Source organism: Pseudomonas sp. MF08831 (assembly GCF_059862645.1).
Map to the genome: position 1 here is coordinate 14,709 of NZ_JCBCUX010000025.1, position 11,186 is coordinate 25,894.

Annotated in this window: 13 protein-coding genes; 6 read left to right on the forward strand and 7 right to left on the reverse strand. The window is 60.4% G+C overall.

Annotation, left to right across the window (positions count from 1 at the left end):
• Window positions 1–3 precede the first annotated feature (3 nt).
• Window positions 4–585 (forward strand): GNAT family N-acetyltransferase, encoded by a 582-nt coding sequence (locus AC19YS_RS31320; RefSeq protein ID WP_119741603.1) that lies wholly within the window; start codon window positions 4–6, stop codon window positions 583–585.
• On the opposite strand, the gene AC19YS_RS31325 is transcribed toward AC19YS_RS31320, so the two are convergent.
• Window positions 582–1,475: a LysR substrate-binding domain-containing protein gene (locus AC19YS_RS31325; RefSeq protein ID WP_179607455.1), complete on the reverse strand. Its 894-nt coding sequence runs from the start codon at window positions 1,473–1,475 to the stop codon at window positions 582–584. The two genes, AC19YS_RS31320 and AC19YS_RS31325, sit on opposite strands and share 4 nt — an antisense overlap.
• Window positions 1,476–1,589: 114 nt before the next feature.
• Between AC19YS_RS31325 and gspG the strand changes: the two genes are divergently transcribed.
• Window positions 1,590–2,081 (forward strand): type II secretion system major pseudopilin GspG, encoded by a 492-nt coding sequence (gene gspG, locus AC19YS_RS31330; RefSeq protein ID WP_500603499.1) that lies wholly within the window; start codon window positions 1,590–1,592, stop codon window positions 2,079–2,081.
• Window positions 2,082–2,166: 85 nt separating this feature from the next.
• Window positions 2,167–2,511: a hypothetical protein gene (locus tag AC19YS_RS31335; RefSeq protein ID WP_200625209.1), complete on the forward strand. Its 345-nt coding sequence runs from the start codon at window positions 2,167–2,169 to the stop codon at window positions 2,509–2,511.
• Window positions 2,512–2,571: 60 nt separating this feature from the next.
• Here the strand turns inward: AC19YS_RS31335 and AC19YS_RS31340 are convergent, their stop codons facing one another.
• A complete protein-coding gene (locus AC19YS_RS31340; protein ID WP_106578721.1) occupies window positions 2,572–2,808 on the reverse strand; it encodes a hypothetical protein in 237 nt (78 codons plus the stop codon).
• 227 nt (window positions 2,809–3,035) lie between these two features.
• On the opposite strand from AC19YS_RS31340, the gene AC19YS_RS31345 reads away from it, so the two are divergent.
• Window positions 3,036–3,593 carry an NADPH-dependent FMN reductase gene (locus tag AC19YS_RS31345; RefSeq protein WP_119741607.1) on the forward strand — a complete coding sequence of 186 codons (558 nt, stop codon included), beginning with the start codon at window positions 3,036–3,038 and terminating at the stop codon, window positions 3,591–3,593.
• Between the two features lie 106 nt (window positions 3,594–3,699).
• Here the strand turns inward: AC19YS_RS31345 and AC19YS_RS31350 are convergent, their stop codons facing one another.
• A complete protein-coding gene (locus tag AC19YS_RS31350) occupies window positions 3,700–4,329 on the reverse strand; it encodes an FMN-dependent NADH-azoreductase (RefSeq protein WP_500603495.1) in 630 nt (209 codons plus the stop codon).
• Window positions 4,330–4,423: 94 nt separating this feature from the next.
• Between AC19YS_RS31350 and AC19YS_RS31355 the strand changes: the two genes are divergently transcribed.
• On the forward strand, window positions 4,424–5,278 hold the full coding sequence (locus tag AC19YS_RS31355) for a LysR substrate-binding domain-containing protein (protein ID WP_500603500.1): 855 nt from the start codon (window positions 4,424–4,426) through the stop codon (window positions 5,276–5,278).
• 19 nt (window positions 5,279–5,297) lie between these two features.
• On the opposite strand, the gene poxB is transcribed toward AC19YS_RS31355, so the two are convergent.
• The 3 genes from poxB to AC19YS_RS31370 all read right to left on the reverse strand — a co-directional run bounded on the left by poxB (window position 5,298) and on the right by AC19YS_RS31370 (window position 9,374).
• Window positions 5,298–7,022 carry a ubiquinone-dependent pyruvate dehydrogenase gene (gene poxB, locus AC19YS_RS31360; protein ID WP_106578724.1) on the reverse strand — a complete coding sequence of 575 codons (1,725 nt, stop codon included), beginning with the start codon at window positions 7,020–7,022 and terminating at the stop codon, window positions 5,298–5,300.
• Window positions 7,023–7,237: 215 nt separating this feature from the next.
• On the reverse strand, window positions 7,238–7,732 hold the full coding sequence (locus AC19YS_RS31365) for a DUF934 domain-containing protein (RefSeq protein WP_106578725.1): 495 nt from the start codon (window positions 7,730–7,732) through the stop codon (window positions 7,238–7,240).
• Window positions 7,716–9,374, reverse strand: a complete 1,659-nt coding sequence (locus AC19YS_RS31370) for a nitrite/sulfite reductase (protein ID WP_017136919.1) — start codon at window positions 9,372–9,374, stop codon at window positions 7,716–7,718. The genes AC19YS_RS31365 and AC19YS_RS31370 overlap by 17 nt, the downstream gene beginning before the upstream one ends.
• Window positions 9,375–9,797: 423 nt before the next feature.
• On the opposite strand from AC19YS_RS31370, the gene AC19YS_RS31375 reads away from it, so the two are divergent.
• A complete protein-coding gene (locus tag AC19YS_RS31375; RefSeq protein WP_500603496.1) occupies window positions 9,798–10,877 on the forward strand; it encodes an ABC transporter substrate-binding protein in 1,080 nt (359 codons plus the stop codon).
• 6 nt (window positions 10,878–10,883) lie between these two features.
• Here AC19YS_RS31375 and AC19YS_RS31380 read toward each other — a convergent pair whose 3' ends face one another.
• The gene (locus tag AC19YS_RS31380) at window positions 10,884–11,099 is read right to left on the reverse strand and encodes a DUF2970 domain-containing protein (RefSeq protein WP_106578727.1); all 216 of its coding nucleotides are present in this window, start codon (window positions 11,097–11,099) and stop codon (window positions 10,884–10,886) included.
• Between the last annotated feature and the right edge of the window lie 87 nt (window positions 11,100–11,186).

Consider the following 11,186-nt stretch of genomic DNA (forward strand, 5'->3'; position numbering starts at 1 on the left):
TTTATGCAAGCTGTAATGAACCCGAAGTACCCGGGGCTCAGCGTACGGGTCGCCGACGAAGGTTTTGATGCCTACGTGTGGGGCAATGATTTCAGTTTTGAAGTCAGTGCCTACGGCGTACCCGAGATGGGCAAACGCGTCGACCAGTGGGCCGTTGAGCGCATCCTGCCGTACCGCAAATGTTATGGCATCGACCCGGAGGAATTCGCCAGTTTTCGCGATGCGCCCGACAGCGCGATCTTCATGGCGTACCTGGATGACCGTGCGGTGGGTCATATCGTGGTCAGCACCAACTGGAATGGCTTTGCCCACGTCGATGAGCTGGCGGTGGCCTTGCCTGCGCGCCGTCATGGGGTGGCCAAGGCCTTGCTGGACGTGGCTCAGTTCTGGAGTCGCAAGAAAAACCTGCCGGGCATGATGCTGGAAACCCAGAACAACAACCTCGGCGCTTGCCGATTGTATGAGCGTTGCGGCTATGTGATGGGCGGGATTGATCAACTGCGTTATCGCGGTATTGACCCGCAGACGCGTGAAGTGGCGATTTTCTGGTACCGGTTGTTCAAGACTGAACTTGAACAGGTTTAACTCGCCAGCAGGCTATCGGCCTTCTGCGTGACAATGTCCAGCAACGCATTGAGTGCCGGTGACGTCTGGGCGTCCCTGAGAGTCAGTGCGTACAGGCTGACCATGATCGGCGGCGACACCGGGCATGCATCCAGCCCAGCTTCGCGTGCACCGGACGCGGTGAACGGGTCGACAATCGCCAGGCCTTCGCCGGCTTCCACCATGCTGCGCATCATCTGGTAGGTCTGCACCCGCGTCTGCACCACCGGCAGCGGGCGCAGGGCCTGTAGCTTGGCGTCCAGCACGCGGCTCAAGGGGTCATGCCCTTCAAGCCCGATCAGCGATTGCCCGGCCAGGTCCTGCAGGGCGATGTACTTTTGTTTGGGTTTCAGCCAGCCATGGGGCGCGAGCAATTGCAACTTGCCCTCGGCCAACACGCTGCTCTGGATTTGCGAGTGCTGCGGGTCATGCAGGCTCAGGCCCACATCGGCTTCGTGCAGCAGCAGGCTTCTGACAATCTCGCGGGTCGGCTGGCTCGACAGGTTGCACGGCGTGTCCTGGAAGCGCCGGCGCAGTACGGCGATGCTTTGCGGCAGCAACTGATTGGCCAGCGGCGGGGTGCATAGCGCGCGCAAGGCCGGAGCATGGTGGAGTTTCAAGCGGCTGGCCAGGCGTTGCACCGGCTCCAGCGCCTCATAGAGGTGACTGATGTGTGCCTGCAGTTCGAGTGTTTCGCGCGTCGCTTGCAAACGCCCGCGCACACTGGCAAACAGCATGAAGCCCAATTGCTGCTCGGCATCCTTGAGCGTTGCGTCTACATCGCCCACGGGAAGTTGCAACCACTCGGCGGCCGTGCCGAGGTGTCCGGTCTGCAAGATGGCCTGAATCACTTCGATATGACGTAAACGCATCGCCGGAGTCTAGGGTCAGTGGGGCGGGGATTCAATGGCTGGGAAAAAAACAGCGCGGGCCTTGATGCGCGTCGTCTAACGTTCACCTTGCGTGCGCTGCAACGAGCGGGTCATATAAAGAGCGTATCAACCGAGGTTCAACAGGGAGCCCTTCCAAGGCCCGGATACACCGCAGTCACAGGCAAACCGCAACCCCAGCAAGGTTTTACACGCTGGGCGGTGCTGGTGGTACTGGTCATCATTGGCTTGCTGGCCCTGGCGGTGGGGCCGCGCTTGTTTGGTGATGTAACGCTGGCAGAGATCGCGACGGCCAAGGCCCAGGTGGCCGAGCTGGGCAAGGCGGTTGAGCAGTTTCACCAAGACACGGGTCGCTACCCCACCGATGAGGAAGGTCTGGAGGCGCTGACCACGCGACCTGCGCAGGACGCCCAGTGGAAAGGGCCCTATGTCAGTGACGAGTTGTTGACCGACCCTTGGGGCGTTGCCTATCAGTACCACTACCCGGCAACCCAGCCCAACACGGCGTTCGACCTGTTTTCGTTCGGCAAGGACCGTACGCTGGGCGGAGTCGGCGATAACAAGGACATTACCTACGGCGACAACTGATTCATCTGGCATTAGCCATCGAGCTGATTAGAATGGCTGCGCTGATCAATAACGACCAATACAACAAAAACAGGTCTGGTCTCGAATGCCTATTCCCTCACGTTTCTTCGGGGTAACGGCCAAGCAACTCCTGGTGCTGGTGACCGTGGGGTGCGTGGCAGCTTATCTCTTCGATAATCACGATGAACACACACCGGAAAGTCGCGCACTCGAGGCGTTTATCCGTTCCCAGGAACAGGTGGATGCGCAGGTGGGGGCAGTGCTGGAGGTGGTGTTGGTCAGGCAGGTGGTGGCCTATCCCGCTAACGGCGCGCCAGGTTACAAGCGTTCGTTGTATGCGGTTGAAGGCGAGCGGGGGCGTTTGATGGTGACGCTCAAGCAGATGGAGGGCGAGCAGGGCGTGGAAGTGACGCAGATAAGCCGGCCGTGATCACCCAGCCCAGTCAATGCCATCAATGGCCAGGACTGAGCAGGTCGATAAGCCGGGATCTTATGACGCGAGGGTCGTTTGCGATTCGCGGACGATAATGGTCCCCGACTGGATCAATTTGAATTCATCGCCTTCCAGTTTCTCTACACGATCGCCAATGGCCAGCTTGTAGGTAGTGGTAGGCGCCGAGCCAGCCAGGTCGCCTTGCACCGGGTTGGATTCCTGGAACTCATGCACCGAATACACGCGTCCTTCCGCGTCTCTGGCATGGAACTGTCCGACAAGTACTGCAGCCATCTGTTTAGAACCTCTGGAGATAAACACTCGATTTGCGGTTCTGTAGACCGTCATGGAGCGGGGTAGTTTACCTATGGAAAAAAAATACTATTCGTTGATATTTTCAGAGTCTTCCTACGCAAGTCACTGCTCGGCAAACGTCTGCGGATTTATCAAAACCTTCTGGTGAACCTGCCGCGAAGACTTTATAACTGCAAGCTCCTTAGTCAAACGTCGGGAAAACCTCAATGAGCAAGGTCTACACGATTGCCGTCCTGGTTGGCAGCTTGAGAAAAGAGTCGATCAACCGCAAGGTCGCCCTGGCACTGGCCGAACTGGCCCCTGCCACTCTCAAATTGAACATTGTGGAAATTGGCGATTTGCCGCTCTACAACGAAGACCTCGAGGGAGCATCGCCGCCCGCAGCCTACAGTAGTTTCCGTCAGCAAGTACGTTCATCCGACGCGGTGTTGTTTGTGACGCCCGAATACAACCGTTCCGTGCCCGCACCGTTGAAGAATGCCATTGACGTAGGGTCTCGTCCTTACGGGCAAAGTGTCTGGGGCGGCAAGCCGGGTGCGGTCATCAGCGTGTCGCCCGGAGCGATTGGCGGCTTTGGTGCCAATCACCACCTGCGCCAGTCGCTGGTGTTCCTTGATGTGCCGTGCATGCAGCAACCGGAAGCGTACCTGGGGGGCGCGGGCAGCGTGTTTGATGACGCAGGAAAACTTTCGGAAAAGACCAGGCCGTTCCTGCAGGCGTTTATCGACGCCTACGGCAAGTGGGTAGAAAAGCTGTCCGCCTGATGCGTCTGCCTGTGTAGGAACCTGCTTGCCGGCGATTGGCCCTCACGCCTGGCGCTGCTCATCACATCGCCTTCGCCGGCAAGCTGGCGCCTGCCGCGGTCCGTAGTCAAGCGAGGCGGTCCGCCAGCGCCAGGGCCTGCTCGGTGGCTGCCTGGCGAGATGCCTGATCCACCTCTGGCCCCAGGATAGTTTTTTCCACAGACAGCGAGTGCACATCGGTCACGCCGATAAAGCCCAGCCAGGCTTCCATGTACGGCTTCTGAAAGTCCATCGCCTGTGCGTCGGGCGCTGAAAAATCCATGCCCCGCGCATACACATTCACCGCCGTCTTGTCATGCAGCAACCCGCGCAAACCATGCTCCGGGCTGAACTCGAACAGCACGCCCTTCTGCGAGACTACGTCGATAAAGTGCTTGAGCTTGTAGGGCAGCGCGAAATTCCACAGCGGCACCGAGAACACCAGCAGATCGGCCTGGTGCAGATGGGTCGCCAGCGACCTCAGTGAGTCCCAGGCCGCCGTCTGTTCCTCGGTCAATGCCGTGCCGCTGAGGCCGGCGTATTTGGCCTCCATGATCGGGCCATCAAACTCCGGCAGGTCCAGAGCCCAAAGGTCCAGCGTCACCACGCGGGTGTCCGGGGCGTTGTGCTGATAACGCGCGATAAATTCTCGGGCGATTTCCAGCGATGCAGAGCGCTGTTTGCGCGGCGAGCATTCAATATGCAGAAGAGTGGTCATGACAGGCCTCAGGAATGATGACCTGAACATTGCAACATAGCGCTCGATGAAATATAAATCGTATTTCCATCGCCTATTGATCACCTATCAGAATATGTTTGATGCCTTGCTACTCAAGACCTTCGTCGCGGTCGTGGACGAAGGTGGCTTCAGTCGCGCCGGTGAGCGCCTGCACCTGACGCAATCGGCCGTCAGCGGGCATTTGCGCCGCCTCGAAGAACAGGTCGGCAAGCCACTGCTGACGCGCACCACGCGTTCCCAACAGTTGACGCCGGATGGTCAGCGATTGATCGCCTACGCGCGCGGTATCCTGGCGCTGCATCGTGATGCCTGGGCAGAACTGACGCGTTCGGCGTTTGAAGGAAGCCTACGTGTAGGCGTGTCGGAGGAGTTCGCAGAGGCGCGTTTGCTGCGCGAGCTACAGGATGTTGCCGCGCAGTACCCTGGCCTGCATATCAGCGTGCAAGTGGGCATTCCCGGTTCGTTGCTGAGTATGATGAAACAAGGCGAGCTGGATGTGGTGGTGGGTTCGTTGTGCGAGTCCAGCGAGCCGGGCCTGGCATTATGGCGCGAGCCGTTGGTGTGGGCCTGGTCAGCGCAACCGCTGGCGGCATTGCCGACGCCGTTGCCACTGGCCTTGTTCCCCGAGCCCTGTCCGTACCGCGAGGCGGCGCTGTTGCGGCTTGCCCAAGCTGGCATTGCTCAGCGTACCGCCATGCAGTGCGCCAGCTATGCGGCGTTGCACGCCGCGGCATCGGCCGGTTTTGCCGTGGCCCCGATGGCGCAAAGCCAAGTGGGCCCAGGCTTGGCGGTCCTCGGCGCCGAGCACGGGTTGCCCGCGTTGCCCGATGCCGAGTTTCGCCTGTTCAGCGCGCCGGATGCCGACCCGCGCATGGTCGAGGTCGTCACCCAGGTGGTGGTCCGCTATGGCGCGGCCCGGCGCCACTGAAACACCCTGCGACGGAAGCTCAGCGCAACCAGTTGGTACGCGCCAGCTCGATCACCTCGTCGCCACGCCCGCTCATCACAGCCTTGAGCATGTACAGGCTGAAACCCTTGGCCTGTTCCAGCTTGATGCTCGGCGGCATGACCAGCTCCTGCGTGGCCGTGACCACGTCCACCAGCACCGGGCCGTCATGGGCCAGGGCGCGACGCAAGGCCGGCTCGAGGTCTTCGGACTGCTCCACGCGGATGCCCAGGATGCCCATGGCGTTGGACATGGCCGCAAAGTCCGGGTTTTTCAGCTCGGTGCCGGTGTCGAGGTAGCCTGCGGCTTTCATTTCCATGGCGACGAAACCCAGTGATGAGTTATCGAACACAATGACTTTTACCGGCAGTTTCAGTTGCGCCAACGAGATGAAATCGCCCATCAGCATGGCGAAGCCGCCGTCGCCGGACATCGAAATCACCTGGCGTCCGGGAAAGGCCGCCTGAGCGCCGATGGCCTGAGGCATCGCATTCGCCATCGAGCCGTGATTGAACGAGCCGATCAAGCGGCGTTTGCCGTTCATCTTCAGGTAGCGCGCGGCCCACACGGTGGGCGAGCCGACGTCGGCCGTGAAGATGGCATCGTCGTCGGCCAACTCACTGAGCAAGCGTGCGACGTACTGTGGGTGGATCGGCCGGTCGGCCTTCGAAGGTTCTGCCAGGTCGTCCAGGCCCTGGCGGGCTTTTTCGTAATGCTTCAGCGAAGTCTCGAGGAAGCTGCGATCGGTTTTGCGCGTCAGGCGTGGCAGCAGCGCGTTGATGGTTTCGCTGACGTCGGCGGCAATGCCCAGGTCCAGCGTGGCCCGACGCCCGAGCGCCTGCGGATTGCGGTCGACCTGGATGATTTTTGCGTCGGTGGGGTAGAACTGGCGGTAGGGGAAGTCGGTGCCGAGCATGATCAGCGTGTCGCAGTTGAGCATGGCGTGGTAACCCGAACTGAACCCGATCAGGCCGGTCATGCCCACGTCAAACGGGTTGTCCCATTCCACGTGCTCTTTGCCGCGCAAGGCGTGCACCACCGGCGCGCCAAGGGCATCGGCCAGGGCCACGACCTGGTCATGGGCACCGGCGCAGCCGCTGCCGCACAGCAGGGTGACTTTCTCGCTGCTTTGCAGGATTTCGCTGAGGCGTTGCAGGTCCTGTTCGGCCGGCAAGGTGCGCGGCGCATGCAGGGCTGGCCACGGCTTGAGGGTGTTTTCCACTTCCAGCAACGACACGTCGCCTGGAATGACGACCACCGCCACGCCACGGTTAAGAATCGCCGAGCGCATGGCGCGGTGCAGCACTTGAGGCATTTGCGCAGGGTTGGTCACCAACTCGATAAAGTGGCTGCACTCCTTGAACAGTTCCTGGGGATGGGTTTCCTGAAAGTAGTTCAAGCCGATTTCGGAGGAGGGGATTTGCGCAGCAATGGCCAGCACCGGCACGTGGTTGCGATGGCAGTCGAACAGGCCATTGATCAAGTGCAGGTTGCCCGGCCCGCAGCTGCCGGCGCACACCGTCAATTCGCCGGTGGCGGCGGCTTCGGCACCGGCGGCAAACGCAGCCACCTCTTCGTGGCGCACGTGCATCCACTCGATGCTGTCCATGGTGCGCAAGGCGTCGGTCAAGCCATTGAGGCTGTCGCCGGTCAGGCCCCAGATGCGCTTGATGCCCGCCTGTTCAAGGGTGGTCGCCAATTGCTGGGCCAGGTTGATTTTCGCCATGAAGAACTCCAATCGTCAGTGAGTTAAAAGCTGCTGATCAGTAGAGGACAGCTCGATCACGGCGGATGTTCACCTGCGAGTGTGAAGATTACGTCATCGGCACTGGCAAAATCCGCCCTGGCGTGGCTCGGCGTCATAGCGGCGGTGCGGGCACCGATCAAACTCAAGCCATAAAAAAAGCCCTGGCAGGCCAGGGCTTTTTCAGGCGCGAAGATTTAACGGCGACGAAACAGCGGCAACGGCTCATCCGTGGCAGCCTGGTACGTCACCGAGAAATCCTTGAGGCTTTCCAGCGCTTCGTACGGGTCTTTGTCGGCACGCAAGGCGAAGGCGTCGAACCCGCAACGGTGCAGATAAAACAGCTGGTCGCGCAGCACGTCGCCAATCGCGCGCAGCTCGCCTTTGAAACCGTAGCGGTCACGCAGCAGGCGTGCGTTGGAGTAGTTGCGCCCGTCGGTGAAGGCCGGGAAGTTCAGGGCGATGACCTGGAAGTGCTCCACGTCGTCGCCGATCTCTTCGGCTTCTTCATCGGCGTCCAGCCACACACCCAGGCCGCCGTCGCGGGCCTTGAGGGCATGGCCGTGCTCGCGCCACAGGGCCAGCGGCACGATCAGGTCGTCGCAGTTGGAAATGCCGTCGAAGCTCGCGTCCTTGGGCAGCAGGTGCCAGGTTTCGTCGAGGACTTCGTTGTTCTTAATGATTCGCTGCATAGACGCGCTCCTTGAACAGGTCGATGCCGATGCGCTGGTAGGTGTCGATGAAACGCTCATCTTCGGTGCGCTGTTCGATGTACACATCGATCAGTTTGCCGATCACCTCGGGCATGGCTTCCTGGGCGAAGGACGGGCCGAGGATCTTGCCCAGGCTCGCATCGCGGCTGGCGCTGCCACCCAGGGACACTTGGTAGAATTCTTCGCCTTTCTTGTCCACGCCCAGGATGCCGATGTGGCCGACGTGGTGGTGACCACAGGCGTTCATGCAACCGGAGATGTTCAGGTCCAGCTCGCCGATGTCGAACAGGTAGTCCAGGTCGTCGAAACGGCGCTGGATCGATTCGGCAATCGGGATCGATTTGGCGTTGGCCAGGGAGCAGAAATCGCCGCCGGGGCAGCAGATGATGTCGGTCAGCAAGCCGATGTTCGGCGTGGCGAAACCGCCTTCGCGCAGCTCGCCCCACAGGGTGAACAGTTGGCTCTGCTCGACGTCCGCGAGAATGATGTTTTGCTCGTGGGAGGTGCGCAGTTGGCCAAAGCTGTAACGCTCGGCCAGGTCGGCGACGGCGTCCAGCTGCTTGTCGGTGATGTCACCCGGCGCCACGCCGGTGGGTTTGAGCGACAGGGTCACGGCGACATAGCCCGGCTTTTTATGCGCCAGGGTGTTGCGGGTGCGCCAGCGGGCGAAACCTGGGTGCTGCTGATCGAGTGCAGCCAACTCGGCGTCCTGATTGCTCAGGGCCTTGTACTCAGGATCGACGAAGTGCTTGGCCACGCGGTGTACTTCGGCTTCGGTCAGCGTGGTCTGGCCACCGCGCAGGTGTTCCATTTCGGCGTCGACTTTCTGCGCAAATACCTCAGGGGTCAGCGCCTTGACCAGGATCTTGATCCGGGCCTTGTATTTGTTGTCACGACGGCCGTAGCGGTTGTAGACCCGCAGGATGGCGTCGAGGTAGCTCAACAGGTCTTGCCAGGGCAGGAACTCATTGATGAACGCGCCAACGACCGGCGTACGGCCCAGGCCACCACCGACCAGCACGCGGAAACCCAGCTCGCCGGCTGCGTTGTGCACCGGCTCAAGGCCGATATCGTGCACTTCGATGGCTGCGCGGTCCGAGGTCGAGCCATTGATGGCGATCTTGAACTTGCGCGGCAGGTAGGCGAACTCCGGGTGGAAGGTGGTCCACTGACGGACGATTTCGCACCACGGACGAGGGTCGATCAGCTCATCGGCGGCCACGCCGGCAAATTGGTCAGTGGTCACGTTGCGCAGGCAGTTACCGCTGGTCTGAATGGCGTGCATCTGCACCGTGGCCAGCTCGGCCAGGATGTCCGGCACGTCTTCCAGCGCCGGCCAGTTGAACTGGACGTTCTGGCGGGTACTGATGTGGGCGTAGCCCTTGTCGAAGTCGCGGGCAATCTTGGCCATCATGCGCGTCTGACGGGAAGTCAGTTGGCCATAAGGCACGGCAACCCGCAGCATCGGCGCAAAGCGCTGAACATAAAGGCCATTTTGCAGGCGCAGAGGGCGGAACTCTTCTTCGCTCAGTTCACCTGCTAGGTAGCGTCGGGTCTGATCACGGAACTGCTTGACGCGGTCCTCGATGATGCGCTGATCGTATTCGTCGTATACGTACATATAGGTCCTGTTCTCGGCAAATCTGCGCGCACGGCCGCGCACTCCCAACGGAGCCGGCGCACGATACCAGTTTGCGTTTATGCGCAAAAGTGATGTTTGAGTATATGTAAATAACCAAATTGACTAATGAGAACGGTTATCGCGATACCCACATTTGTCATGCGGGCAATCATCAACTTTACTGTGATCGTGTTTGAGTGCAATCACCTATAAAACCGATAAGAGGCGATGCAATGAGCAATCCGACCAAAGCCCGTAAACCCGACAGTACCGTTGATGCCTGGGCGATTTTGTTTCTGATAATCCTGGTGGTAGGAACCGCCGTATTCTGGGTCAGCCACCAATAAACTCGCGTTGATTGGACCTCGATTGACTGTCGTATTGCCACTATCATGGCCGTCAACGTTCAAGGTTCAGACAACTATGTTGAAGGTTCTTATTACGTGTGCGTGGTTGCTGGGATCGACGTACGGGGCCATGGCCCACGCCGCGTCGGTGGTGTTTCTCAACCCTGGCACGTCCACGGAAACCTTCTGGGTCAACTACGCGCAATTCATGCAGGCCGCCGCCAAGGACCTCGGCCTGGATTTGCGCGTGCGTTATTCCGAGCGCGATCCTCGTAACACCCTGGCCCAGGCCCGGGAAGCACTGCAAGGCAGCGAGCGGCCTGATTACCTGGTGCTGGTGAATGAGCAATACGTCGCCCCGCAGATTCTGCGTATGGCTCAGGGCAGCCGGGTCAAGTTGATGATCGTGAATAACGCCCTGACCAGCGACCAGGTGCAACTGCTGGATGCCCACAGCTATCCCAACTGGCTCGGCAGTCTTATCGCCAATGATGAGGAGGCCGGTTACCTGATGCTCACAGAGCTGCTGCGTCAGCATGGCCCCGTCGCACCCGGCCAAACCCTCGATCTGCTGGCGTTTTCCGGGGTCAAGACCACGCCGGCGGCGCAGCTGCGCGAGCAGGGTTTACGGCGGGCCCTGGTCGATTTCCCCTACGTGCGTATGCGCCAGCTGGTGTATGGCGAATGGAGCCGCCAGCGCGCGTTCGAACAGGCCACGCAACTGTTCAAACGTTATCCGCAAACCGCCTTGGTGTGGTCGGCCAATGATGAAATGGCGCTGGGCGCGATGGCGGCGCTGCAAGCCACTGGGCGTACGCCGGGCAAGGACGTGCTGTTCAGCGCCGTCAACAGTTCGCCCGAGGTAGTGCGGGCTCGCCTTGATGGGCGCTTGAGCGTTCTGGTGGCAGGGCACTTCACCCTTGGCGGCTGGGCGATGGTGTTGCTGCATGACGATGCGCTGGGGCTGGATATCCGCCAGAACGGCGTGAATGAACGCAAGCTCGATCTGTTTGAGTTGATCGGCCCGGACCTTGCCCAGCGTCTGCTGGACATCAACGCGGCGCAGGTCTACGGCGTGAATTTTCGGGCGTTGTCGGCCCAGGGCAAACCGGCCGGTTACGTTTACCCGTTCGGCTTGCAGCTGTTAACGCCTTGAGCGCACTCAAACGCCTGCCAGGTGCAGCACCAGCTTGACGATGGCGAACAGGGTCAATGCAAACACCGCCGTGAACACAATTCCCAGGATCACGAAGTGGCTGGGCTTGCCATGCGTGAAATCGCGCGCGCGGTTCTTTCCGCTTTGCACCCCGAAGGCCGCGGCCATCACGCTGTGCAGCATTTGCCAGAAAGTAGGGGGCTTATTGGGTGAGTCGTTCATAAAACCCTCGTCATGCGGATCCGGTCGATCCTGAGCAAGCATAGTCAATTCCCCGCAGCAGGCCATAAAAGTGCACCGCTTCGGGGG

Excerpts from the sequence above, each read along its gene's own strand:
- AC19YS_RS31320 (WP_119741603.1), top strand. The coding sequence starts at position 4 with ATGCAAGCTGTAATGAACCCGAAGTACCCGGGGCTCAGCGTACGGGTC.
- AC19YS_RS31325 (WP_179607455.1), bottom strand. The coding sequence starts at position 1,475 with ATGCGTTTACGTCATATCGAAGTGATTCAGGCCATCTTGCAGACCGGA.
- AC19YS_RS31335 (WP_200625209.1), top strand. The coding sequence starts at position 2,167 with ATGCCTATTCCCTCACGTTTCTTCGGGGTAACGGCCAAGCAACTCCTG.
- AC19YS_RS31340 (WP_106578721.1), bottom strand. The coding sequence starts at position 2,808 with ATGGCTGCAGTACTTGTCGGACAGTTCCATGCCAGAGACGCGGAAGGA.
- AC19YS_RS31345 (WP_119741607.1), top strand. The coding sequence starts at position 3,036 with ATGAGCAAGGTCTACACGATTGCCGTCCTGGTTGGCAGCTTGAGAAAA.
- AC19YS_RS31350 (WP_500603495.1), bottom strand. The coding sequence starts at position 4,329 with ATGACCACTCTTCTGCATATTGAATGCTCGCCGCGCAAACAGCGCTCT.
- AC19YS_RS31355 (WP_500603500.1), top strand. The coding sequence starts at position 4,424 with ATGTTTGATGCCTTGCTACTCAAGACCTTCGTCGCGGTCGTGGACGAA.
- poxB (WP_106578724.1), bottom strand. The coding sequence starts at position 7,022 with ATGGCGAAAATCAACCTGGCCCAGCAATTGGCGACCACCCTTGAACAG.
- AC19YS_RS31365 (WP_106578725.1), bottom strand. The coding sequence starts at position 7,732 with ATGCAGCGAATCATTAAGAACAACGAAGTCCTCGACGAAACCTGGCAC.
- AC19YS_RS31370 (WP_017136919.1), bottom strand. The coding sequence starts at position 9,374 with ATGTACGTATACGACGAATACGATCAGCGCATCATCGAGGACCGCGTC.
- AC19YS_RS31375 (WP_500603496.1), top strand. The coding sequence starts at position 9,798 with ATGTTGAAGGTTCTTATTACGTGTGCGTGGTTGCTGGGATCGACGTAC.
- AC19YS_RS31380 (WP_106578727.1), bottom strand. The coding sequence starts at position 11,099 with ATGAACGACTCACCCAATAAGCCCCCTACTTTCTGGCAAATGCTGCAC.